Annotated in this window: 24 protein-coding genes; 6 read left to right on the forward strand and 18 right to left on the reverse strand. The window is 39.0% G+C overall.

Going from position 1 to position 23,897, the window contains the following annotated elements:
* Positions 1–27: 27 nt before the first annotated feature.
* Positions 28–438, reverse strand: coding sequence for a topoisomerase DNA-binding C4 zinc finger domain-containing protein (locus tag QNH29_RS27785; protein ID WP_283862463.1), 411 nt, complete (start codon positions 436–438; stop codon positions 28–30).
* A gap of 311 nt (positions 439–749) precedes the next feature.
* Between QNH29_RS27785 and QNH29_RS27790 the strand changes: the two genes are divergently transcribed.
* Positions 750–1,049: a DUF3243 domain-containing protein gene (locus tag QNH29_RS27790; RefSeq protein ID WP_283862464.1), complete on the forward strand. Its 300-nt coding sequence runs from the start codon at positions 750–752 to the stop codon at positions 1,047–1,049.
* Positions 1,050–1,172: 123 nt separating this feature from the next.
* Here QNH29_RS27790 and QNH29_RS27795 read toward each other — a convergent pair whose 3' ends face one another.
* Entirely contained in the window at positions 1,173–1,739 is a 567-nt protein-coding gene (locus QNH29_RS27795; RefSeq protein ID WP_283862465.1) for a hypothetical protein, read from the reverse strand.
* A gap of 241 nt (positions 1,740–1,980) precedes the next feature.
* Between QNH29_RS27795 and QNH29_RS27800 the strand changes: the two genes are divergently transcribed.
* Positions 1,981–2,700 (forward strand): 3-ketoacyl-ACP reductase, encoded by a 720-nt coding sequence (locus QNH29_RS27800; RefSeq protein WP_283862466.1) that lies wholly within the window; start codon positions 1,981–1,983, stop codon positions 2,698–2,700.
* 77 nt (positions 2,701–2,777) lie between these two features.
* Here QNH29_RS27800 and QNH29_RS27805 read toward each other — a convergent pair whose 3' ends face one another.
* The 3 genes from QNH29_RS27805 to QNH29_RS27815 form a co-directional block, all read right to left on the reverse strand.
* Positions 2,778–3,275, reverse strand: coding sequence for an LURP-one-related/scramblase family protein (locus tag QNH29_RS27805; RefSeq protein WP_283862467.1), 498 nt, complete (start codon positions 3,273–3,275; stop codon positions 2,778–2,780).
* Between the two features lie 721 nt (positions 3,276–3,996).
* Complete coding sequence (locus tag QNH29_RS27810; RefSeq protein ID WP_283862468.1) at positions 3,997–4,878, reverse strand: GNAT family N-acetyltransferase; 882 nt, start codon at positions 4,876–4,878, stop codon at positions 3,997–3,999.
* Positions 4,879–4,966: 88 nt separating this feature from the next.
* On the reverse strand, positions 4,967–6,196 hold the full coding sequence (locus QNH29_RS27815) for an aminopeptidase (RefSeq protein WP_283862469.1): 1,230 nt from the start codon (positions 6,194–6,196) through the stop codon (positions 4,967–4,969).
* Positions 6,197–6,468: 272 nt separating this feature from the next.
* Here QNH29_RS27815 and QNH29_RS27820 point away from each other — a divergent pair, with 272 nt between their 5' ends.
* Entirely contained in the window at positions 6,469–7,209 is a 741-nt protein-coding gene (locus QNH29_RS27820; protein WP_283862470.1) for an HAD family hydrolase, read from the forward strand.
* A gap of 471 nt (positions 7,210–7,680) precedes the next feature.
* On the opposite strand, the gene QNH29_RS27825 is transcribed toward QNH29_RS27820, so the two are convergent.
* Entirely contained in the window at positions 7,681–8,370 is a 690-nt protein-coding gene (locus QNH29_RS27825; protein WP_283862471.1) for a hypothetical protein, read from the reverse strand.
* A gap of 387 nt (positions 8,371–8,757) precedes the next feature.
* On the opposite strand from QNH29_RS27825, the gene QNH29_RS27830 reads away from it, so the two are divergent.
* A complete protein-coding gene (locus QNH29_RS27830) occupies positions 8,758–9,066 on the forward strand; it encodes a DUF3870 domain-containing protein (protein WP_283862472.1) in 309 nt (102 codons plus the stop codon).
* 85 nt (positions 9,067–9,151) lie between these two features.
* Here QNH29_RS27830 and QNH29_RS27835 read toward each other — a convergent pair whose 3' ends face one another.
* Positions 9,152–10,363, reverse strand: coding sequence for an acyl-CoA dehydrogenase family protein (locus QNH29_RS27835; protein ID WP_283862473.1), 1,212 nt, complete (start codon positions 10,361–10,363; stop codon positions 9,152–9,154).
* Positions 10,360–11,574: a CaiB/BaiF CoA transferase family protein gene (locus tag QNH29_RS27840; protein ID WP_481858847.1), complete on the reverse strand. Its 1,215-nt coding sequence runs from the start codon at positions 11,572–11,574 to the stop codon at positions 10,360–10,362. Before QNH29_RS27840 ends, QNH29_RS27835 begins: the two co-directional genes overlap by 4 nt.
* 746 nt (positions 11,575–12,320) lie before the next feature.
* On the opposite strand from QNH29_RS27840, the gene QNH29_RS27845 reads away from it, so the two are divergent.
* Together QNH29_RS27845 and QNH29_RS27850 are read left to right on the forward strand one after the other, a co-directional pair.
* On the forward strand, positions 12,321–12,884 hold the full coding sequence (locus tag QNH29_RS27845) for a PepSY domain-containing protein (RefSeq protein WP_283862474.1): 564 nt from the start codon (positions 12,321–12,323) through the stop codon (positions 12,882–12,884).
* Positions 12,885–13,269: 385 nt separating this feature from the next.
* Entirely contained in the window at positions 13,270–13,626 is a 357-nt protein-coding gene (locus tag QNH29_RS27850; RefSeq protein WP_283862475.1) for a hypothetical protein, read from the forward strand.
* Between the two features lie 149 nt (positions 13,627–13,775).
* Here the strand turns inward: QNH29_RS27850 and QNH29_RS27855 are convergent, their stop codons facing one another.
* The 10 genes from QNH29_RS27855 to QNH29_RS27900 all read right to left on the reverse strand — a co-directional run bounded on the left by QNH29_RS27855 (position 13,776) and on the right by QNH29_RS27900 (position 23,305).
* Positions 13,776–15,770, reverse strand: a complete 1,995-nt coding sequence (locus tag QNH29_RS27855; RefSeq protein ID WP_283862476.1) for an amidohydrolase family protein — start codon at positions 15,768–15,770, stop codon at positions 13,776–13,778.
* Positions 15,771–15,776: 6 nt separating this feature from the next.
* Positions 15,777–17,102, reverse strand: coding sequence for an MFS transporter (locus QNH29_RS27860; RefSeq protein WP_283862477.1), 1,326 nt, complete (start codon positions 17,100–17,102; stop codon positions 15,777–15,779).
* A 27-nt stretch (positions 17,103–17,129) separates the two neighbouring features.
* Positions 17,130–17,939 (reverse strand): FAD synthetase family protein, encoded by an 810-nt coding sequence (locus QNH29_RS27865; RefSeq protein WP_283862478.1) that lies wholly within the window; start codon positions 17,937–17,939, stop codon positions 17,130–17,132.
* A gap of 157 nt (positions 17,940–18,096) precedes the next feature.
* On the reverse strand, positions 18,097–18,444 hold the full coding sequence (locus QNH29_RS27870; RefSeq protein ID WP_283862479.1) for a cupin domain-containing protein: 348 nt from the start codon (positions 18,442–18,444) through the stop codon (positions 18,097–18,099).
* 1 nt (position 18,445) lies between these two features.
* Positions 18,446–19,120: a DUF2848 family protein gene (locus tag QNH29_RS27875; protein ID WP_283862480.1), complete on the reverse strand. Its 675-nt coding sequence runs from the start codon at positions 19,118–19,120 to the stop codon at positions 18,446–18,448.
* A 24-nt stretch (positions 19,121–19,144) separates the two neighbouring features.
* Positions 19,145–19,915, reverse strand: coding sequence for a carbon-nitrogen family hydrolase (locus QNH29_RS27880; protein ID WP_283862481.1), 771 nt, complete (start codon positions 19,913–19,915; stop codon positions 19,145–19,147).
* 39 nt (positions 19,916–19,954) lie between these two features.
* Positions 19,955–21,415, reverse strand: coding sequence for a 4-hydroxyphenylacetate 3-hydroxylase family protein (locus tag QNH29_RS27885; RefSeq protein ID WP_283862482.1), 1,461 nt, complete (start codon positions 21,413–21,415; stop codon positions 19,955–19,957).
* Between the two features lie 26 nt (positions 21,416–21,441).
* On the reverse strand, positions 21,442–21,894 hold the full coding sequence (locus QNH29_RS27890; protein ID WP_283862483.1) for a PNPOx family protein: 453 nt from the start codon (positions 21,892–21,894) through the stop codon (positions 21,442–21,444).
* Positions 21,895–21,945: 51 nt separating this feature from the next.
* Complete coding sequence (locus QNH29_RS27895) at positions 21,946–22,620, reverse strand: GntR family transcriptional regulator (RefSeq protein WP_283862484.1); 675 nt, start codon at positions 22,618–22,620, stop codon at positions 21,946–21,948.
* Between the two features lie 259 nt (positions 22,621–22,879).
* A complete protein-coding gene (locus QNH29_RS27900; protein ID WP_283862485.1) occupies positions 22,880–23,305 on the reverse strand; it encodes an SRPBCC family protein in 426 nt (141 codons plus the stop codon).
* Positions 23,306–23,897 lie beyond the last annotated feature (592 nt).

Below are 23,897 nucleotides of genomic sequence, written 5' to 3' on the forward strand. Positions count from 1 at the left end.
ACTTTATCTTTTTCATATCTCCCATATTTATATATTTTTGGATTCGGCCGCTGGCTGAATCTCTTTTTTTGCATTCAAACTATCTCTGGTATATCGGCACTTCGGAAAACCACTGCACCCGTAAAAAACCCCTCGCTTCCCCGTCTTTAAAACCATCGGACTTCCACATTTAACACAAGTTAGATCACGACTACTAGTTTCAATCTCTATCGCCTTCACCGGAACCTCCTTTTTAATTGATCTGTTAAACACTAGGATAAAATCAATCCATTCATCCCGATCGACGAGCAATACACTACCTTTGCCAGATTGAGCAGATAAACAATGTAGAGATTGATTATGAAATCGAAACTTTTGGAAATTTAGTAAGATATTTTGATGATAGTAAAAAACCACTGTGAATCTATTTTTACTTTTCTTGCCTCTTTTGGGCTCCATGAACACTCCATGAAGTCCATTTTTACCTTTTCTCACCTCATTTGGGCTTCATGAACACTTCATGAGGCCCTTTTTTAACTTTTCTCGCCTCGTTTGGTCTTCATGAACACTTCATGAAGAACCATCTTTACCTTTTCTTCCCTCGTTTGGTCTTCATGTAAGGACAATTAATTTTTTCTCGCCTGTCTGGAATTTAATGGTCAGTTTAACCTTTTTTGGAAATCTTTTTTTAATAAGGTTTATTTGCGAGGAAACAGGGAATGTACAAGACGAGCACATGAAAACTTTTAGTACACTAAAGGAGGATATTCATGAACAATCAGTTAGATGAGAAACAGATCGAAAACCAGATTTATAAGAATGGTGATGCCTTAACAAGTTTTGATGATTTCAGGGAATATCTTAGTGGAAAAGTTAATCTAGGAAGAAAGCTAGGTATGGATGAAGAGCAGTTAGCCAACTCGGCTCAGAAAGTAGCCGATTACCTGGCGGCTAAGGAGTCTCCTAAGAATACCGAGGAGCGATTATTGCAAGAGCTTTGGAAAGTAGGGACTGAGGAAGAGCAGCATAAACTGGCTCATATGCTTGTCCGTTTAGTGCAACAAAATTAGAAACAGACAAAATGTTTTGTATGCTTCCAACAAAATGAAACAGCGATGAACGTAAAACTAGTTTAACAAAATAAATACAGGAATAGCCTAGTTCTATAGACTAGGCTATTTTTAGGAAACAGATTAAGAATTGACCGTATTTTTTAGTTTAAGAATAAACTTTGTAAACCAATAAGAAATAAATACGATGACTAAATCAATTAGAAAAACATAAAATTGATTCATTCCTTTTCGGAATTCTACAAATCCCATGTATTGCTCAATTGAAGCAAAAATAAAAGCAAAGCAAGCACTTAAGAGCGATATATATAAATAAAAGTTCTTTTGTTTATTTGTACAGTATTGATAGACCAGCAAAAAACCAACTGGTAATACAGAAGCTGTCATATTGGCTGCGTTTGGCAGAACAGGAGTTAAAAAATATTTGTGAACAAAGTAACCGTTTCTTCCAAGTGCAATATCAATATACGTCCAAAGAATATGTACGGTATAACCGAAGAAAAACAACTCAAAAATCCTTTTTCGATCAATTGTAAACCATAATACAAATAGCGGAATGATTAATAGCGCTAAAACCATCCAAAATTGCCACGTTCCCAAATCGGAATATTCTTTCCAGTAATCAGAATATAGAGCATTAACCTCTGTATTTTTCTGAAATATCTGGCCCCAAAACTGGCTGTGTTCCATAAGCCACCCCCTAGGTTATCCCTGTTATTTTGCTTCAATTATTGATTCTTATGTTATAAGAACTAAAAGAGTAAATAAAAAATCCATTCCAGTTGAGAATTAGATTAGGTTTAAATCAATTAACAAATGCATTTCCATTTATATTTCGACCTCTACGGTAAAACCTTGTTAGTAATGAATTTGAAAAATATGGAGATAATACCTGTGCAATAACTTATTAGTAAACATAGGGAGTGTAAAGATGATCTCATTAAAAGGAAAAAACGCAATCATCACAGGAGCTGGAAGAGGAATAGGACGTGCAACTGCAATCGCCTTAGCAAAAGAAGGCGTAAATCTTGGATTAATTGGCTTAAACATGTCTAATCTAGAGAAAGTTGCAGCTGAACTGGCTTCATATGATATCAGCGTTTCCGCAGCAACGGCGGATGTAGCTGATTTAACGTCTGTTCAACATGCGGTAGAACACATACAGTCAGACCTAGAGTCTATTGATATTTTAATTAACAACGCAGGGATAGCTAAGTTTGGTGGATTTTTAGATTTAACTCCTGAGGAGTGGGAAAGCATTATCCGTGTAAACGTAATGGGTGTCTATAATGTTACTCGAGCCGTCTTACCAGGTATGATTGAAAGGAAATCCGGGGATATCATCAATATATCCTCTTCAGCTGGGCAAAAAGGAGCTCCTGTCACAAGTGCATATAGTGCCTCCAAATTCGCTGTTCTCGGGTTGACAGAATCGCTTATGCTGGAAGTAAGAAAACATAATATTCGTGTAACAGCTTTAACACCAAGCACAGTGGCTACTGATTTAGCCTATGATACAAATCTCATTACTGGTGATCCAGAAAAAGTGATGCACCCGGAAGATTTAGCTGACCTGATTGTCTCAGGTTTAAAGCTTCATCCAAGAGTTGTCCTAAAAACTGCAGGACTGTGGTCAACGAATCCCTCGTAATCAAAAGGACGGTTCTCATGGTTGTTAATATGCTTATAACCAAAAGAACCGTCCTATTGTCTATGTACCTTCCTACATTAAGTCGTCGCTCCTGAGGAAGCGGCTGCTTGGTCAGCTTTGACACAATCAATAGCGACAACGAGCGCAATCACCATGGTTTCCATCTCTTCATTCAATACTTGAACCTTGTAGCTATCGCCCCAAGTGAACCACTCCTTGCTCACCGTTCCGACGACTTTACCATGCTGTAATACCTGAAAATCCATATCAAACCAATTACCATTTACTTCAATGCCTGCCGCATCAATGGTATAGCGTGCTTTAAAGAAGGAGAACTCCTTCTTAATCGTTAACACTTCTCTGCCATTCACCTCAACAAAAAACTTCGGCAACATGCTGAACGTCTTTTTCGTGATGAGTGCAACTTGATCTCGAGTTGTATTCATGATGGAGAAAGTCTTTGGAATTTGCATAAAACTGCCCTCTACAAAATAAACATCCTTCTCCTGCTGATCCTTAACCGTAAACTTGCCACTGAGACTGAATACCTTCTGTTTTATATAAAGCTGCTTCATAATAGCCTCCTTTGATAACCATCCTACTAAAAGTATATTATTGTTTACGTTAAAAATCCTTTATAATCATAAAAGCACTAGATTTAGAGACATATTAAGACTAACCTATAAGGTTTGTTAAAGTAAATTTCTCGATTAATTTGATTCAGAAAGGGTATTATTATCTGTGAGGTGAAAAAAATGAAAGTTACACTTACCATAGACGCAAAACAACAGCTAAAAAATCTGCTTGGTGAAGAGCCAGTGATTAAATTGAATGAAGTTCGAACTACTGGTTGAGGTGCTACCTATGAGTACGAACTTGCTCAGGTTGAGCAGATAAGCAATGAAGAGACGTTTAAGATTGAGGGAATTACGGTTCTAATCGAGCCATCGGTGATTAACCATTTAGCTGAAGATATCATAATTGACCATAAAAAAAATTATGGATTTATTCTTAAAAATAGTTATGAGATCTTAACGTTTGGAATGAAATTCAGCAAGATATCTTAAGAAGTAAGCCACTGTGCACAGAAGCCGAAAAACAGTGGCTTTTTCTCATCTACTCAAAGAGTGTAAACTCGACAAAATCAGATAAGATTATTTCCAATCAATCGTTTGATTAAAAGTCTACTAAACCCTTTTAAGTAGCACCCTTTCTGTTATTTCCTAGAAAATATTTTGTCGAGGAATGTTTCGATTAATTTTTCACGAAATGTGAGGCATTTTTAGCCCTTCTCTATCATGATACTCCACCAATCTTTTTCGTCATAAACACTTGTTCCGTTGAGACCGAAAACCCTAGCTCCTTAAGGGCGTCGACCAAAACTTTATTTCCTAGAGGGGTATTCACTGTCATTCTTTTCATCTTCATATCAAGGGGATGAAACACCTTCTTCAAACCTGCCAGAATGATCTGCTTTTGGTCTCCCCTATCCTTGGCCGCATGACCTTGGTACAATACGGTTGCGATTTGACTGCCGCTTTTATCGAGAACCCTGCGATATAAAAAATACCCTGCATTTTTGTTATCATCTTGTATCGTCAGAATCTCTGCATCTTTATTATTAAACCATTCTGTTTGCCATGGTTTGATGTCTGTATCGTAAATATCCAATGAAAAGATATCGTGTGCGTTTCCTTTTTTAAAGGAAAAGTGACCCTCACCTGCTTCTAACAACAGAGAATCATCATGGTTCATCAATAAAAGAGAATCGGCAATCTCATAGCCCATTTTTTTATAAAGCTCAATAGCCGGAGTGTTTTCGCTGATGGCTTCAAGTGTAGAGATTTCTACTTCTTCTACCCTATTAATCTCTTCTACTGACTCGACTAAAAACTTTCCTACACCTTTATTACGGTACTCTGGTATTACGGCAGTACCTCCGTTCCAAGCAACTTTGACACCATTCACTTCCTGAATTCCATTTAATAGAATCCCAACAGGTCTTTCCCCATCGTACGCTACAATCGACTTGGAAATCGAAAGGTTTTCTTTGACGATTCTTGAAATAAATCCTTCAAGAGTCATCGACACTTCCACCAGGTATCCTTTAAATCCCTCATTCCAGATCTGAAGTGCTTCATCAAAAGTCAGTTCGTTCAGCCGTTTTACCGTATACATGATCAGCCACTCTCCCTTGAATCATATGACAGCACGGGGCCGATTCTGATGGCTCAAAAGCCACTAGAACCGTCCCCCTTTCAACATGTTATGCCCAGTTACCATTTCTAAACAATGGAACTTTTTTGCCATCATGATACTCAGCTTCAATCTCTAAATCCGCTGAACCAATCATAAAGTCAGTGTGGCCGCTGCTATGGTTAATACCTTTTTCCTCATACTCCTCCGAGCTGATATCCTTAGTTTTAAGCGCCATCGAAATCGCGTTTCCAAGAGCCAAGTGGCAAGAAGCATTCTCATCATACAAAGTATTATTAAAAATGATACCGGAGTTAGATATAGGTGAATCATGTGGGACGAGTGCCACTTCACCAAGATATAACATCCCTTCATCCATACTAATAAGCTGTTTTAACGTCTCGTAGCCTTTTTCTGCAGAAAAATCTACAACTTTTCCTTCTTTAAACGTTATGGTAAAGTTCTCAATTAAGTTTCCTAAAGCGGATAAAGGCTTTGTACTAGCCACGGTACCGTTTACGCCATATTTATGTGGTGTCGTAAATACTTCTTCGGTTGGAAGGTTTGGAATGTAGACGGTACCAAAAGTGGATGGATGTCCACCGCCGACCCATTTATGATCTGGATGCAGATCAATGGAAAGATTTGTTCCTTTTGATTTGTAATGGAGTGTCTTAAAATTTTGTTCGTTCAGATAATCCACTTTTTTTGTAAGGGCTGCTGAATGTTCCTCCCATGCTGCGATTGGATCTGGTTGATCCACTCTTACTGTTTTAAAGATCGCTTCCCAGAGTGCTGCGACCGCTTCTTCTTTGTTCAAATCTGGAAAAATATTCGCTGCCCAAGCTTCCGTAGGTACGCCGATAATCGCCCAGGGCATGTCGCCCCTTAGTCTTTTTTCAGCTAGAGATTTCAGTTTGTCAGCCCCGTTTTTTTGAACGTACATAATACGTTCAGGCGGGATATTTGCGTATGCAGCAGGATCTGTACCCGCTATATAAAGCATACAGTCATTCTGGTCTGCCAGGCTGTTGAACTTATCAATCTCCCATGGCTGGATGAAATCTTTTAAAACTTCCTCCGATGCGTTTAAATAATGAATTCGATTTAATCCTGTATCAACCCAATCGACAAATACCCGTTTACATCCATATTCATAAGCATATTTCGTAAGTCTCCTTGTGAAATCGGCCGCTTCAATAGGAGAATTTATCAGTAATCTCTGTCCTTTTTGAATGTTAAGACCTATCTTGACCACGAGTTCAGCATATTGATCCAATTTCTCTTCAAAACTTTTCATGGATACTCCTCCTAAAAATAAATAGACTAACGAGTTTATTTTAAGTGAAACTTTTCAATTTTGTACAGTTTTTCCAACAAATGCACATACTTCTTACTCTTAGCGTTTATCCATTGGGGACGGTCCCATGGATTTCTAGACCACAAGAACCGTCCCAAAGTTCCTCGTTCATACATATTGACTAATTTTGATGTTGGAAATGCTGTTTTTATCATTGATAAATTGTTTACCCATATAATTAGTTTACACCACTATTTAAGGGGGAATTGGTTATGAATCAACAAACCTTAATATTGGACCTGGATGATACTCTTATCCACTGTAACAAATACTTTACGCAAGCTAAACATGAATTTACTAAGAAAATGAAAGAATGGATGATAACACCATCCGAAGAAGAGATCATGCAAAAGCAATTAGAAATTGATTTAAAAAGTGTCGAGATACACGGCTTACTTTCAGAAAAATTCCCAGAATCGCTTGTCGCAACGTATTTTTACTTTTGTCAAAAATACTGTAGGGGAATAAAGGCAAATGAAATAGAACACGTTCGAAATATTGGCCGGCGTGTTTTTGAAATGGAAGTGGAGCCTTTTCCTTATATGTATGATGTCCTGAATAAATTACAAGAGGATGGCCATCAACTACACTTATTCACTGGCGGCGATGTGAAAAATCAAACCAGAAAAATTAGGCAATTAGGATTAGAACACTACTTTGAAGACAGAATATATATTTCTCAACATAAAAACAGTAAAGCCTTACGAAAGGTTATAAACAAAATCCCTGCTAACAAGAACTCCATTTGGATGATAGGTAATTCCCTTAAAACAGACATAATACCCGCAATAGAATTAGGCATAAACGCTATTCATATCCCATCAGAAATCGAATGGAGCTATAATATCGTGGATATAGATATGGAGCAAAAAAGTACATTTGCCGAATTAACTTCACTTCTTAATTTGCCTGTATTTTTTAGAGAATACATTTTTTACAATGAGGCAATGTGATAAATCTATAAAATCTTCCCTATCGGTGAAATGTGGCGGGCTTACTTAATATATTAAAATAGCCATAGATGTATGACCAATCTATGGCTATTTTGTACACTTTAATATCGATTATTTATTTCATTGGCAAGCCTTTGGTTATCAGTACTATCCCGGGTTGATTGTTCCGATAATTTGGGATGCTTTGGGTTATAGGCACTATACCAGGCTGATTGTTCCGATAATTTGGGATGCCTTGAATTATCGGCACTATCCTGGGTTGATTGTTCCGATAATTTGGAATGCCTTGGATTATCGGCACTATCCCGGGTTGATTGTTCCGATAATTTGGGATGCCTTGAATTATCGGCACTATCCCGGGTTGATTTTTTGGGAGGTCTGGTTTATCGGCACTATCCCATTCACCATACAATAAAATCAAGCGCCACAAAAAAGAGAGGTTTCTAAACAACTAGAAAACCTCCCTTCTTATTACCATGAAACAACAATCCACTCATCCTGCTTATCAATTGAAAAATCGTCACCAAATTCCTGCGGACCTATTACTTGAACACTTTCTCCCGTTTGAGCCACGTTCTTGATACCATCTATAATTTCTTGTGCAAACTCCCCTTTATCCAACATCAAATCACATAGAATATCTATATGGTTTGGTGCAGCGCTGGCAACCCCAGTACTCATACCAACAAGTACCTCTTCATCTTTTACGATAGCAAAAACATCAGAGTACGGAATAGCATAGAGTTCAGCCCCATATTTCTCCGCAACACTTATCCAATCCTCGAATTTTTCTTCATGCATTAAATTAATATATTCCGTATCACCAATGATTATAGAATCCTCAGTATGTGTTTCTTCCGTTAGTGACTCCATAGGCTCCTGTGATAAATATGTAGTTTTAATATCCTTTTCTTCTGTCTGAGAAGAATTTATGTGGGAACTTTGCGTTGTAACGTTTTCATTATTTTCACTGCTTACCAGTTTAATATCTTCATTGCTCTCTAGCATTTCGTTTTCAGTAATATAATCTGTTTGATCCAAAGCAATCGTTTGCGGAGATAAGTCATTCATCGTATCTTCCTTAGCCGGAGACACATCTACAGAAGAACATGCGGTCATTACCATGAAAAAAGTGATCAAAATTAAACCATGCTTCATCATTGTTACTCCCCCCCATATTTATTCTATACCTAATAAGACGTTTTGCAATTGGAAATGTTCCATATTTTCTAAAAATAGTACAAACGTTACTGATTTGGAAAATCAAACCAGTCCAATACAACCATTTACTAGAAATACAAATAAAGAAGTTTGTATGCCTTGTATCTACCCGCTTCTATATGGAAATAAACTATTATTTTTAGATTTTCCACCAAACTTTCCAATTCCGTTTACAATTATCACTCCTTTATTGCTTAATGTCTTTAGACACCATCAAGTTCAGTAATATAAATCGTTTGAACAGATAAAATCTTCAGTAATTATTCTTACTATTCCTTCAATTTTATATTATTCTAAAAGTAAATCTTCATATAGGAGAGTGTTCGAATGAATACCATTTTTATTGCTGGACATGCGAAATTACCTACAGGAATGGCAGCTAGAAGTATATATGAAACACTGACGATTACGGCAGAAATTGATAAATATTATGGGGTCATTGTGGATGCCTCTTGTACACTGGCAACTGAACACGGGAGAGATTATATTGCAAGACTGCTAAAAGGCCATAGTTTGAGAAATGGGATTGACATGCCTCTTGATGAGTTAAAAGAGGGTTATTTAGGAAAAGCCAACCCTGCGCTAATTGCAGCGTTAAAGGATTTGTATAAACAATATGAATCACTTAATAAATAATTTGGTATTTTACCTGTTCGGCCAAAGCCAGTAATAGACTTCCCCGTTAACAAGGGAAGTCTATTACATTCATTCTATAATTCCTTTACCTGTTCTTTATCGTTTCTTTTTCAAACGGCCACCCAGGCAGCATTTTATTTAACGTCTTATCTACACGATAACCAAGAACGTATTCAGCCTGCATAATTGTATGAACTTCCCTCGTTCCTTCGTAAATAACAGGTGCTTTTGAGTTTCTTAAGAATCTTTCAACAGGGTATTCGCTTGAAAATCCGTAAGCCCCATGAATTTGAACAGCGTCATCAGCTGCTTTGTTGGCAAAATTACAAGCCTGCCATTTGGCGAGTGATGTTTCTCTTGTGTTCCGCACTCCCTTATTTTTAAGCTCACCGGCACGGTATACGAGTAAGCTGCTCATTTGCAATCCTGCTTCCATATTTGCAATCATTTGCTGTACAAGCTGGTGCCGGCCGATTTCTTTGCCGAATGTTTTACGCTCATGACAATACTTTACGCTTTCCTCCAAGCTCGCCATAATCAGGCCAACAGCTCCCGCTGCGACGGTAAATCGACCGTTATCAAGTGCGGCCATAGCGATTTTAAACCCATCGCCCTCTAAACCTAATAGGTTTTCCTTTGGAACCCTTACATTGTCAAAGAATAACTCTCCTGTATTTCCGGAACGAATCCCCATTTTGCCTTTAATAGCTTTTGATGAGAAACCAGGCATCGTGCGCTCAACAATAAATGCGGAAATACCGTGGTGTTTTTTCGATTTATCCGTATAGGCGAACACAATGAAATGATCCGCTACATCGCAAAGGGAAATCCACGTTTTCGAACCATTTAAAATATAGTCATCCCCGTCTTTTACTGCAGTTGTCTGAAGGGCTGCCACGTCTGATCCTGCCCCCGGTTCCGTTAAACCGAAGGCGCCGATCTTTTCACCTTTTGCCTGCGGCACGAGATATTTTTGTTTTTGTTCCTCATTCCCCCATTGCAGTAGTGTTAAACTGTTTAAGCCGATGTGAACGGATACAGCGGTACGGAAAGTAGTATCGCCTCTTTCCATTTCTTCACAAACAATGGCGAGTGAGTTATAATCCATGCTGCTTCCGCCATATTCTTCAGGAATACAAACACCCATAAGATCCAGCTCACTTAATCGTTTCCAAATAATCGGATCGAATTTCCCTTGTTCGTCCCATTCTTTCATATTTGGAATAATTTCTTTATCAACGAAACTTCTTACCATTTTTCTTAACATTACCTGTTCTTCCGAAAATTCAAAATTCATAGCGTATAGGCCTCCTGGTAAATTTGTATAATATTATTCTTTTTTAATCGTTCTATTTCCAAGTGTGAATATCCCGCCTGCTGCAAGATTTCAACGGTATGCTCGCCAGCAGTCGGGGGATGGCGTTCTATTTTTGTCTTCGTTCTTGACAGTTTAATGGGCGAACCGACTAACTTGACTGAACCTGCTTCCGGGTGATCCACTTCAACGACCATCTCCCGGGCCAATACTTGTGGATGATTAAATACCTGATCCATCGTCGCAATAGGACCGCACGGAATATTATGCTGCGAAAACAGCTCCATCCACTCATTGACTGGTTTGATTTGCAGCCGGTTTTCTAAAATGCCCGTGAGTTCACGTTTATTAATAACCCTGGCTTCATTCGTATGGAACCGTTCATCTGCTGCAATTTCACTTATTCCCAATACTTCACAAAGCGCGGCAAACTGCCGGTTGTTACCAACTGCAATGATCATTTCTCCATCTCTTGCCCTGAATGTTGAGTAAGGCACAATATTTGGATGGTCGTTACCAAGTCTTCTTGGGATTGCTCCGGATATAAGATAATTACTTGCTACATTGGCGAGTGAGCTTACCGCCGTATCCATGAGCGACATATCTATTTTTTGCCCTTGCCCGGATTTTTCTCTTTCCAGTAATGCTGCTTCAATCGAAATGGCAGAATATAAACCTGTTAAAATATCAACCATCGCTACGCCAATTTTCATTGGCCCACTTTCATCATTCCCGGTAATGCTCATCAGTCCACTCATTCCCTGAATAATGTAATCATAGCCCGGCAAATGCCGGTATGGTCCCGTTTCGCCAAAACCTGTGATGGAGCAATATACCAGCCTCGGGTTGAGCGCTTTCAAAGAGTCATAGTCCAAGCCCCAATTTTCCATCGAACCGGTTTTGAAGTTATTAATCACTACGTCTGCATCTTTGGCTAAAGTGCGAATGATATCCCTTCCCTCTTCGGTTTTCAGATTGACGGTGATGCTGCGCTTATTGCGGTTAGCACATAAATAGTAGGCACTTACACCATTTTGGAACGGCGGCCCCCAGCTTCGCGTTTCATCACTGCCTCCCGGAGCCTCCACTTTCATGACATCTGCACCTAGGTCCCCAAGAATCATCGTACAGTATGGCCCCGCCAGTACCCTCGTTAAATCCAATACTTTTATACCTTCCAAAGCTCCTTTCAAAAACTCCCACCTCCTACTCACATACATTCTGCCCTTATTTTTAAAAAATGTTTGGTACAAGACCATACGAAAGAATAATAGAATCCCGATTTTCCATTTTCTCTTTTTCATATGAGAATAGTTTCTATTGACTACAGAATTGTTTTTGTTTGCAAAATTGGCCCCCTTTGTTTTTCTGCAATTACCACTGTTTACCCCTCTAGTTCCGTGTTGGATAGTAAAATATGGAAGCTAAGGAATATAAAAAAGCCAGCTGCACAAAGTACCCAAAAATAGCGGGACTCAATGTACAACTGGCTTATATTCACTTCACAGCTCTATGGTTTATAGAGTCACAATGAATTAGCAGTTAATTGTTATTTATATTTCCTGATTCCAAATATTATAATCTATCCACGAATCTGAAAGGGTATTATTCAGCGAGTGGAAGTATTAATAATATTTTGACTACTATCAGTATACGTTGTATATAATTGATTGTCAAACGATTATTTTAAATATTTTGAAAATATTTATATTACCTTCTGCTTTTCTTCTGTTCTAATCATTTCTCTGTTTTAGGATTGAATCAATATATCGGTTTCCGCTCATTCATGACTGCCATAGAGTGTTTATAACGAATCAAACGTTTATCCGTTAACATTAAAATCTCTCTCATTTATTTCTAATGTTTCTATCCTTTTATTCTCATCTTCGCTGGATATAGTGAAAGTGTAGAAAAAATTAAAAAACAGGAGGAATTTAAAATGAAAAAGAAACTAATGATTGGCGGTTTATCAGCATTATTAATTTTTGGCGGTGCAGCAGCTGTGGGGGCTTCAAAAAGCGGGACCCAGCCAGATGATTCCATTCATCAAGATGACAAAGTTACTTCTATGAATGTAGATCCTCAAAACCTGCCTGAAATCTCCAAAGGACAAGAGATTGAGTTGGAAACCGAGCATGGCAAGACCTTCTATAAAGTGGAGACAGATGATTCCATCAGCAATTCTGCTAGTCAGTCCGCTACTGGATCAAACCTAACAACCAATGAAGCAGCAAAGATCGCTCTTAACAAAGTAAATGGAACAATCACGGAAGTAGAACAAGAAATGGAACATGGAAGACTAGAGTTTAAATTTGAGATACAGTCTAACTCTGGTGAAGCAGACGTGCGAATTGATGCCAAAACAGGTGAAATAACTCGAGTTGAATTTGATGACGACGATAATGATGATAATGGCGGCAATGATGATAACGGTGGTAACGATGACAATGGCCGAATGGATGATAACGGCGGTAACGATGACAATGGCCGCATGGATGATTAATAAAACTCTCTAAACAAAGAAACCATTACCCGTTCTCTTACTACCATTAACAGTAACCTAAGAAACAATCACCCGTGTGAGTGATCTAGGGAGACTGTTTTACTAGTTAAGTACACCCATAAAATAAGCGCCAACATTAAAAGAAAGACTCAGAGCCGACTCTGAGTCTTTCCTTCTGTTTTCGCACCATCATAAACGCTGTCCTTCAAAGAGGAAGTGTCCGCCTGAGGTGGACAGTGTCCACGAGCGGTGACAGGCACCCAAATAACAAACACCATCCCTTTTAACTGCACATTATTCACGAATTGGCTATTAATTTATTCATATTTAATTTAGTTCCATTTATAATGAAATCAATAAGCATAAGGGAGAGGACATAAAGATTATGATAGATATTCTTTGGTATTGCTACTTAGCTTTTCTGGCAATTGCTGCTATTGCAATACTGATAACTGGATATAAAGAAACTCTTGGTAAATTAGATTTTGTATTTTCTGTAATCACTTGGATAGGTTTATTTGGTTATGTTACGAATACACAGATTCTTACTCCACTTGTATGGAAGTTTGTATTTGTAATTGGTTTATTATGGGATGTTTATTTTAGTTTCAAAAAGTTCAATGAAGAGGTTAATGATGACGAAGATACCCCTCAATCCATTAAACTTACAATCATTGGAATTACAGTGATTTTCTTAATGGGACCTTTATATTTCGGCATATTTAATTATGCGTTTAAATAATTTATTTTTTCTTAGTCACTAATCCTAACATTTCAATGATTACCACACCAACAGATAATCATGACAAACTAGTTGATATATAAAAAAGAGGGCTGCATAGTTGCAGTCCTCTTTAATCAACTTGGTAACTCTAGACTTTCTTGCAATTCTTATTGCCACTTCTTAATCAAAGAATCGGTATGAGTTTTTAGGGTGTTATACGCTTCCTCAGATATAACACCCTCTTTTTTATGATTGTCAAGCAACTGGTTAAAGCTTTGCATGTGCTTGATAACCCTATCGGCTGCTTCCTGTTTTTCAAAACGGACCACTGTATCCAAATGGGCCAGTATGGAACGGACAGCACCGAGGTTGGCAAATTCTCCATCTACTTCGAATTGCTCAACAAGTGTCTTAATATAGGATGCATTAATAAATGTGGGATGAAGAAATACTTCCTTCCCCTCAAACATAGTCAACAAGACCTTCGCTTCACCAATTGTCGTGACTGGAATCTCGAACAGATTTTTGTCGAAAACGACCAAATCCGCTTTTTTACCCACCTCTATTGAGCCTCTTTCATCTTCTTGGAAAATCAAATTAGCTCCGTTGAATGTATAGCTTGTGATCATCTCTTCGAGAGTAGCTTTTTCCTTCGGCCATGCTACTTTATCTAAATCAGTTTCAGCGGTAGTGTCCGGATCCAACCTTGTTATCCCTACTTCTATTCCTGTTAGTGGATACATGTCTCGTTTAAACGTATCTGTTGATGGAAAATCACTTGATGAAGCAACCGGTATTCCGGCTTCAAAATAGCTATTCAAACGATTGAGATTCTTCAAATGCTCGCCACCCACATCACTATACCAGTCTTTACCAAACCAGGCAGGCTGAGGAGCAGGTATGACTCCCAAGTCCTTAAACCGGGCAACATCTTCTTCCATGACCCAGTCTATATGGGTAATCACATGACGGGAATCTCTTTTACCATTTACTTCAGCCGCATATTCAAAAGCGTCTAAAGCATTATGAGATGGATAAAATCCCTGATCGCCAATCGCATGGATATAAACACGGAAACCTTCTTTATCTAAAGCAGCCACGGTCTTCTCTAAAACATCTTGATCCCAAACCAGTTTATGTTCACCGACACCGTCAGAAAATATTTTAATGGTATCTACCTTGTACGACTTCCCTTGATAGTTGTCACGTAATTCTTTTAATCTCCCAATCTGCTCTGTTCCTTTGTTTTCATCAGCCCATAAACCTAAATCGTATCTTACGGTTAATTTTCCTGTATTGTCTAGATCTTCAAATGCTTTAAGCAGATTTTCGGTTGGGTAGTGAACGGGCACGAATGTCGAAGTAATTCCATCTTCAGCCGCTATTCCCTGCCAAGTTAAAATCGTCTCTTTATATTGCTCAACCGTAAAGTCTGGTTGGGGAAGAGCGTTAATCACAAGGTTTTGGGCGGAAAATTCGTGTAAAATTCCTGTCGGCTCTCCTGTTGTAGGATCGCGTTCAATCGTTCCACCTTGCGGATCAGGGGTGTTTTTGTCTATCCCCGCAACCTCAAGAGCCTTTGAGTTGACCAATATACTGTGATGGTCGTTTGTAATAAAAACAGCAGGTATATCAGGAACAACTTGGTCAAACAATTCTTTAGGAGCGAGTCCTCTAGCTTCACTATCGCGTCTGATTTCGTCCCAGCCTACGCCGCGCAATTGCTTGATACCGGGATTTTCCTTCAAGTAATCCTTGATGGCCAGTTGGCGTTCTTCCACAGTGGAATACGGATTAAGGCTCAGCCAAAAAAGACTTTCCGCCATAAGGTACGCATGGTTATGACTGTCGATAAATCCAGGCATAAGCATTTTTCCCTTCAGGTCAATCACTCTGGTTCCGGCCCCTTTGAAAGCTGCAACTCCCCCGTTATCACCAACGTAGAGAATCTTGCCATCCTTAACGGCAACCGCTTCCGCCCAACTCCGATCTTTATCAACTGTAAAAACGTCGCCATTTTTAAAGATCAAATCAGCCACTGGATTCAAATTTTTCTTCGCCAACGTAATCCCCGTAAATGCCGAATTAAAAAGTAAAACGATTAATAAAAGGGATAAATATTTTTTTATCGGAATCAAACCCCTTCTTTGGATTAATTTCAACTTGAATTATTTAACGACTACTGTTTTTGAAGACAAGGAAGTCTCTACATGAGAACCCTCGCGAGTTTTACGTAAGAATAAAACTGAAATAAACGATGCTATACAAAGTATACAGATAAAAATAGCAAGTGGAGTCCATGAACCATTGTAGTTCTTTAACAGAACAGTAGCAATCATCGGAGCAGTTCCACCAAATAAAGCAGATCCTGTTTGGTAACCTAGCGTAATTCCTGTATAGCCGACATTCGTACTGAACATCTCAGTGAACATCGTTCCTATAATACTTGCAATGGAAGACCAGAGAATTCCTAAAGCAATAATAGAAATCGCATAGACCCAGAAAGTAGACTTGATTGATAGTAAATAAAAGTAAGGGAAAGCAAATAGTGCTAAACCAGCTGCTCCCATAAGGAAAACACGTTTCCGGCCAATTTTATCCGATAACATGCCCATTAATGGAATACAGAGTGTGGTGACAAGGGTCGCAACAGTAATTACATTTAATGCGGTTGTTCTTGAAAATCCAATGGTTCCTGTAGAATAAGCAATAAAGAAAGTTGTAAAGATATAGAAAGGTCCAACTTCTACGCATTTCGCGCCTAGCGAGATTAAAACAGCTTTCCAATGATAGCGAAGGGTCTCTAACAGCGGGATTTTTACCACATTCCCTTTTTCCCTTTCTTCTTGGAAGGCGGATGTTTCTTCAATGCCACGGCGAATCCAAATCCCGATTCCTACCAAAAGGGCACTTAGTAAAAATGGAACTCGCCAGCCCCAGGTTAGAAATTGTCCATCGGGAAGCCTGCTCATTAACGATACGGAGGCAGTACCTAGTAACATTCCGAGCGGAATTCCCATTGCTGGGAAGCTTCCATAGAAACCACGTTTTTGTTTCGGTGCAGATTCCACTGCCAACAAAACGGCTCCTCCCCATTCACCGCCAAGAGCAATCCCCTGAATAAGGCGCAGAAGAACAAGTAGTATAGGTGCCAATATTCCAACTGAATTATAGGTCGGCAATAATCCAATAAGCACTGTTGAAATCCCCATCAACAGAAGGGAAATGACTAGTGTATTTTTTCTTCCGAACTTGTCTCCCATATGGCTAAACACGAGACCGCCTAGAGGACGAATAAAAAACGTCACACCGAAAGTGGCATAGGCAAGCAATAAGCTTACAAAGGGATCAGAATTTGGGAAGAACAATTGATTAAAAACAAGTGACGCTACAGTCCCATATAGAAAGAAATCGTAAAACTCAATGGTGCTGCCAATTAAACTTGCGAACAGAACTTTTTTGGAGCTTGACGTTTGCTTTTGTTTCCCTTTCATATTTTTCCCCCTATAAAAAGTAATTTTTTATACTGATACGGTCCTTACCAATGCTGGTTGGCGTAAGAATTTAACTGTAATTTCTCCGCTGTTTAACGGGACCCATGTACTGCTGCTTAGCTGACAGGTTTCAGCACTGCAGCTTAGAAGTCCCTTGGTCGTTTTCTTTTCTGAAAGGATCTCCACTTGATAAAGGCCGGGTTTCGGCATGATATATTTGCTATCCGGATGAAGCGCTTTCATATGCACCCCTGTTAAATGGCCTCGAATTTCATAATGGTTTCCTAAGTAAGGCGGGATTAGATGAACATCTCCGTCACTAATCAGCTTTCGAATAAGAGTGGAACTAATTTTTTGGTCATTCCGTGTCTTCTTAGAAATAACAGTTACCTCAAAATCTTTCCTAAAATGACGTAAGTAGTCGACATCCCCCCGGGCTTTATAGCCAAAGGAGAAGTCGAAGCCTACGACAACATGTTTCGCATTTAGTTCAACAATATATTTCTTGATAAAATCATCAGCTGGAAGGGAAGCAAATGGATGATTGAAATTCATGACAAAAATTTTGTCTGCACCAAAAGCAGAGATTCTCTCCAGCTTCGAATCCAGTGGAGTAATATATCTCCGATCGGTCTCATGTTTAATGATCTCATCTGGATGCGGATCAAAGGTCATCACGGTGAACTTCAATCCCAACTTTTTAGCGATTGACTTCGCCTGCTTCAGTAAGGATTGGTGACCTAGATGAACACCATCAAAAAAGCCTAATGCCATGACATGAGGTTCATTCATCTTAAACACAGCATCCCGTGAGTGTGTCATGTATTCAATATCCAAGTTGCGTCACCTTCCCCATTTCGTTAAGTTTCCAGCAGCTCTCTGCTTTTTTGAATACTGTACTGTGTACTGTGTATACACAAAAGGTTAAAAAAATTCTACCAAAAGCTATACCCTTATATATCTAGCTTGATAGAGATATAGCTCCATTCCTCCCTTATTGGCCTTTGGCATAGTAGCGAACTTCAAATATTTTACAGCCAGTAGGAGAGATCCATGGACCATGTTTCATCCCTGGAGGACGACAAGCGACAGCACCTGCTTTAAACTCCTCATTCAATTCCAGGTCAATAATTGATCCTTCAATAATATACAATTCCTCCCAAAAATCATGAATTTGCACACCATTTGGAGAAGTATCGGTTCCAGGTTTAAACTGAAGAATACGTGTTGCTACCGGGCTGCCTGGAATCTGTGCAATCACCCTCTGTGAGAGACCTTTTACCGGAAAGTGTTCCACTTCAAAATTAGTATAATCTGTGAATTCTAACTCTCTTTTTCCCATCTTAAACCACCTCAGAATCGATTAATATTTTTGTTTGATACGATAATTCTAGTTTTCTATCATTTCGTGCATCGTATAATTCTGCTCGAAATTCCTCTCCAAATAGAAATTCATTGGACAGTATCGGAAGCGTGCCACAAAACAATGCTGTATTAGAAGTGGTATACCCGCGGGCTTCAATAATATCTAATAGCTCCTTCGGCGATAAAAACGCCGCAAGCTTTCCAGATTGATATAAATGCTCTTCCCCATTAACGGAATACCAGCTCTTCAATTCAATCTCATCCCAATGATCATCGATACTGCTTAAAGGCCATAACTCTTTTGAAATAGGCTTAGCACAGACTTGTTTGGATTTTTGTACTGATGTTGCTTCCAGCACTCGATCCGTATGGTCACTTCCAATCCCCACATACCATTCTCCTTCGATATGATATAAAACCACCTCAGCCTCACCGCTGCCATCGTTCCTTACGGTAGAGATGACTCGTTCTGTACTAAGTAATTCTGGGGAAAGCTGATAGATCATCGGTACAGCCTTAGGAGATGCTACTCCTATTTTTTCTAACTCTTCAATATGCGCTTTAAGTGCCGCCTGATCCTTTGCCGTGTAACCGGCAATAAGAAAGTTTTGTGGTTCCCAAGTGATTTCTTTCCCATTCACAATAAAATTCATTGGTGCTTACACTCCTTTCGGGTATTATAAAACGCGATGCTTTAATTGCGGGAATTCCTCTCTAATGACTTTAATCTCTTCTAAGTTGATTTTGGTTGTTAAAATGGTTTCCTTTTCGCCAGCTTGCGCAATAACGACACCCCATGGATCAACAACCTGGCTATGCCCACCCAATAAAACGCCCTGATTCTTTCCAACGCAGTTACTGGATATTAGAAAACATTGATTTTCAAGGGCTCTGGTTACATTAAATAGCTTCCAATGCTCCAGTCGCTGATGGGGCCATGCGGAAGTGACTAACAAAATCTCTGCGCCAAGGTCCACTTGCTTTCGATAAAGCTCAGGGAACCGCAAGTCGTAACAAGTGGATAACCCCACTTTTCCAAAAGGTGTTTCAACCACCGTAATCTCTGATCCGCGGGTGAGCAATTGTCCTTCCTTTGAACCATATCGGAACAGATGAATCTTCCGATAACTTGCGATGACCTCTCCTTCTGGATTAATCAAGATACTGGTATTAAAGTAGTCCTCCCCTGCCTTTTCTACAAAGCTTCCGGCAAAAAGGTGAACATGTAATGCCTTGGCCATTTGCGAAAATTCCTGAACAAATAGACCATCTATTTCTTCTGCTTCCTCAACATAATGATCAAAAGCAAAATATCCCGTCGCCCAAATTTCTGGCAAAATGATAAGGTCGTAACCTTTCATATCGGCTAACATGTTTTTCACTCTTTGAATTCGTTCTTGTTTGGATTCCTCATCTTTAATTTCTAGTTGAATCGAACCAATTTTCACCCAAATACTCCTCCCTTAAGTGCAGAAAATACAATAAATCTATATTACACATTCTTTTGGAATGCTATAACCATTTAAGCACTTGGCAGCTAGAGCTTCCGCTTCTTCATAACCGTAATTGCGATAAGAATAACCTTTCGCCACAAATGGGGCACCAGCATAAAACATTTCATACTGCTGATGACGTCCGCCAAATTCACTGCCAATCACATCCCAGGCAAGCTTGAACAATTGAACCTTTTCCTCATAATTCACGGTAGCGGAACGAATATACCTTTGCATATCCTCCTTCGTTTCCGGATTCACAAGCTCTGCAAACGAAGATGGTACCTGTAGAACCCCGCCGCCGACAAGCTCTCTAAAAATCGCGATCACTTTTGGATACAATTCATTTTGCAATCCCATTGCTCCATATAAGAAACGCGGGTTTGGAACGGCGTTACCGTTTTTATCAATCGTACATTCATACTCGGAAGCAAGCAGCATTCCTTCTGCAGTTGCCGCAAGTGAGGCCAATTCACCCAATTTTTCCATAACAGCTGGAATTTTATCGATACCATTTGCAGCCGCAATTTTCTTCGCCAAACCAATGACAAATTTCAACTTTGCGCTAAACCGGGTTTGAGCCTGACTGTTCCCTAATTTATGGGCTGGTGTTTCGTGGAATTGTGCCCGTACAAGATCAATATCTTTATAGATGAACACATGCTCCCAAGGAATAAATACATCATCAAAGACAACTAACGCATCACTCTCGTCAAATCGAGTAGAGAGCGGGTAATCAAAGGTACTAGGCTTGTTTGTAGCATAGCTTGGACGTGGATAAAGCTTTAATCCCTGTGCATTCACCGGCACTACAAAAGAAACAGCATAATTCTCATCACCTGGTCGAAGCGGTGTAATACAGCTGACAAACAAATAATTCGAGACGGCTGTGCCTGTTCCAAGCATTTGTGATCCTCTTATAACAATGCCATCTTCTCTTTCTTCAAAAACACCTGTGGCCAGGAATTTTTCCTCTTGTTCATGGGCTGCTTTACTGCGGTCAATTTGTGGAGGAATAATGACATAAGATAGATACAAATCATTATCTCTTGCATACTTGTAAAAATTTCGTGCGTTATCTTTTAGTTGCGGAAGTCCTCGTTCAAAAATTTCAGGCGCGCTTGCAAAACCAGCAAAGAAAGAAGCAACATGATCCGGAGACCGTCCAACAAAACCGTAAGTAGATTCTGCCCATGTTTGGATCGCTTGACGGCGGTCTCTTAATTCCTCTTTACTTTTTGGAATCATGTAAATTTTATTGGCAAGAGTTCCGTCTTCTGTTTGATAAATCATATTGTTTTTTTTATCTGAAGCAATATCATAAAGATTAGCAATCGTTTCGGTAATCCCCTTGAAGGCCGGATGTGTCGTGACATCATCAACTCTTTTTCCGTCAATATAGATATTTCGGTTGTCCTTGATAGACTCTAAATATTCTTTACCTGTTCTAACCACTAGGGTCATCCTCTCTATTAATAGATTTATAGACTAAAAACAGTTTCTTTGACTTCGTCATCCAGCTTTTTGATCAGTGATTCCTTGTAGGTTTTGATAAATTTCGGTTCTTGGGTAATTTTTGCGCCATAGAAGGTAATATCCCGCAAGTCCTCTACTTCGATTTCAATAATCGCCATCTTTAAGGTCAAATCCTGAGTCTTCTCCACTTTGACTTTCGAAGGACCCGACAACGAGTAAACGCTTTCACCTCCAACAAAACTTAATGTAATTTCACTATGATTTTGGACGGCTTCAACAATTTTTGATTTACAGTCTACAGCAAAGCGTACTGTCTTATTGTCGATGGCAAACACCCAGGAAAGGGCAGTTGAAATCACCTTGCCTAAACTTTTACTGTAAGTGTGGCATAAGATCAAGGTTTGCCCTTGCAGCAATTCTCCTATTTCTTGACTCATGGTTGATTCTACCGATTTCATGTTTTTCACCCTTTCTTGATTTAATAAAATATTCTATTTCTAGGGAAGGCCCTAAAAATTAATATCTAAGTCATTTAAAGTAGCTTTTGTATTATTTAAATGAGATAGAATAACTGCTTCGGCCGCCTTAGCACTTCTAGATTCCAAGGCATCGATAATTTCACTATGTTCTGCTATTACTTCTTTCATTCTTCCTTTTTGGCTGATTGCTTTAAGACCCATAAGCTGAGTAAGATTATGAAGATTTTGCAATACTTCTTCGATAATGCCATAGTTCGCTAGTCTTGTTAGTGATAAATGAAATTCATGGTCTAACTCAATGAATCGAATCGCATCGTCATTTTGCAAGGCTTCCTCTTGCTGTTCCACGATTCCCCTTAATATCTCTAGCTGTTCGGGAGATGTGATCAACTCGGTTAGTTTTTTCACCACTTCAGCTTCAATCGAACGACGCAGTAAAAAAATTTCATCCTGTTCTGCAGGTGTTATTTTTCTTACCGTTACTCCTTTCCGTGGAATTGCAACGAGTAATCCTTCTTTGACTAAATCTTGAAGAGCAGCTCTAACTGGCGTTCTGGAGGTATTTAATGTTTCTGCTAATTGTACCTCTGTATAGATGTCATCTGAGGAGATACCACCAAAAAGAATAGCCTGTTTAATTTGCTTATAAACCTTATCTTGTGTTGTAATCTCTTTCTTAATTGGTTTTAAGCTTACTCCCTTCATAACGTCTCCACCTTTTTATAATAATTGTGAAAATTTTGAATTGAACTTTATGTATACATAATACAAAACATCGTATCCGCAGGTCAACTACTTTCAAAAACTTTTTATACTTTTCTAAATATTCCAGTCAACTTATTTCAAAGATAGACACAAAAAAGGGGGGTGCCCCAAAAGTTATACTTTTGGGGCACCCCCCTTTCTATTCATTCATTTTAAGAATAATACCAAAGCAAAGATACAGCCCAATCCGGCGCCTTATTTAAACCGCTGTTTGCTCTGCATACTTTTTAAAATTATTTAGAATCGCCTGCCATCCTTGTTGCTGCATGTCAATGGAATTCTCAGTATCCGCATCAAACGATTCGACAACTTCAGTTGCGTCACCCTGACCCTTAAATGTAATAGTAACTTTTCTTCCATCTTCAAGGGAATATTCAATAAGCTCATGCACTTTCACTTCATCATAGACCCCTTCAAAATCGAAACCAAAACTTCCATCTTTAGCTTCCATTCTGGAAAGGAATTTCCCGCCTGCTCGTAAATCATTCTCAGCTCGAGGTGTGTGCCAGTCATCTGAAGCAGCGTTCCACTTCGTAATATGTGCTGGCTCTGTCCAGTATTCCCATACCTTTGCTACAGGTGCCTGAACGGTTGTTTCTACTGTAATCTTTTTAGATGTTTCCATTTTATTACCGCCTCTCTTAATGCGAAAAATTTAAGCGAGTATCCCACTAGGTGTCTGGATAAATTATAGATTATTTTGAATAGTTACGCTACTTTCATTCTGTCCCATTTATAAATTTTGTAATCCTGATTATGATTGATATTTCAAGGTGGGATTGAGGACTAATCCCTCTAGCTGCAACATTCGATTTGTCCTCAAGACACCGGATTGAGGACTAATCCCTCTAACTGCAACATTCGATTTGTCTTCAAGATACCGGGTTGAGGACAAATCCTCCTGGTAGAACGATATATTTGTCCTCAAGACTACGATTAAGAACGAATCCTTCTGGCAGCGCGCCAACTTAAAAAAAGGTATTTTCATTAAGCTCTCATTAATCCACGAGTGACCGCTCTTTCTTCTTTTATCAGCTTTCGGGCTCTCATCAACCCCATAAGTGACCGGCCTCTCTTTCAAAAACCCCATAAAGGACTATTTATCAAAACAAAAACAAAAAAAACCTTTGATCAATACGATCAAAGGCCAAAGGTGAACTTAGTGATAAGCTAAGTTCTATATTAGGAGGTCTAAACTCAGAAGAATTTAAACTTAT

This window comes from Neobacillus sp. DY30, assembly GCF_030123065.1.
Taxonomy (GTDB): domain Bacteria; phylum Bacillota; class Bacilli; order Bacillales; family Cytobacillaceae; genus Neobacillus.

Excerpts from the sequence above, each read along its gene's own strand:
- QNH29_RS27785 (WP_283862463.1), bottom strand. The coding sequence starts at position 438 with ATGGAGCCCAAAAGAGGCAAGAAAAGTAAAAATAGATTCACAGTGGTT.
- QNH29_RS27790 (WP_283862464.1), top strand. The coding sequence starts at position 750 with ATGAACAATCAGTTAGATGAGAAACAGATCGAAAACCAGATTTATAAG.
- QNH29_RS27795 (WP_283862465.1), bottom strand. The coding sequence starts at position 1,739 with ATGGAACACAGCCAGTTTTGGGGCCAGATATTTCAGAAAAATACAGAG.
- QNH29_RS27800 (WP_283862466.1), top strand. The coding sequence starts at position 1,981 with ATGATCTCATTAAAAGGAAAAAACGCAATCATCACAGGAGCTGGAAGA.
- QNH29_RS27805 (WP_283862467.1), bottom strand. The coding sequence starts at position 3,275 with ATGAAGCAGCTTTATATAAAACAGAAGGTATTCAGTCTCAGTGGCAAG.
- QNH29_RS27810 (WP_283862468.1), bottom strand. The coding sequence starts at position 4,878 with ATGTATACGGTAAAACGGCTGAACGAACTGACTTTTGATGAAGCACTT.
- QNH29_RS27815 (WP_283862469.1), bottom strand. The coding sequence starts at position 6,196 with ATGAAAAGTTTTGAAGAGAAATTGGATCAATATGCTGAACTCGTGGTC.
- QNH29_RS27820 (WP_283862470.1), top strand. The coding sequence starts at position 6,469 with ATGAATCAACAAACCTTAATATTGGACCTGGATGATACTCTTATCCAC.
- QNH29_RS27825 (WP_283862471.1), bottom strand. The coding sequence starts at position 8,370 with ATGATGAAGCATGGTTTAATTTTGATCACTTTTTTCATGGTAATGACC.
- QNH29_RS27830 (WP_283862472.1), top strand. The coding sequence starts at position 8,758 with ATGAATACCATTTTTATTGCTGGACATGCGAAATTACCTACAGGAATG.
- QNH29_RS27835 (WP_283862473.1), bottom strand. The coding sequence starts at position 10,363 with ATGAATTTTGAATTTTCGGAAGAACAGGTAATGTTAAGAAAAATGGTA.
- QNH29_RS27845 (WP_283862474.1), top strand. The coding sequence starts at position 12,321 with ATGAAAAAGAAACTAATGATTGGCGGTTTATCAGCATTATTAATTTTT.
- QNH29_RS27850 (WP_283862475.1), top strand. The coding sequence starts at position 13,270 with ATGATAGATATTCTTTGGTATTGCTACTTAGCTTTTCTGGCAATTGCT.
- QNH29_RS27860 (WP_283862477.1), bottom strand. The coding sequence starts at position 17,102 with ATGAAAGGGAAACAAAAGCAAACGTCAAGCTCCAAAAAAGTTCTGTTC.
- QNH29_RS27870 (WP_283862479.1), bottom strand. The coding sequence starts at position 18,444 with ATGGGAAAAAGAGAGTTAGAATTCACAGATTATACTAATTTTGAAGTG.
- QNH29_RS27875 (WP_283862480.1), bottom strand. The coding sequence starts at position 19,120 with ATGAATTTTATTGTGAATGGGAAAGAAATCACTTGGGAACCACAAAAC.
- QNH29_RS27890 (WP_283862483.1), bottom strand. The coding sequence starts at position 21,894 with ATGAAATCGGTAGAATCAACCATGAGTCAAGAAATAGGAGAATTGCTG.
- QNH29_RS27895 (WP_283862484.1), bottom strand. The coding sequence starts at position 22,620 with ATGAAGGGAGTAAGCTTAAAACCAATTAAGAAAGAGATTACAACACAA.
- QNH29_RS27900 (WP_283862485.1), bottom strand. The coding sequence starts at position 23,305 with ATGGAAACATCTAAAAAGATTACAGTAGAAACAACCGTTCAGGCACCT.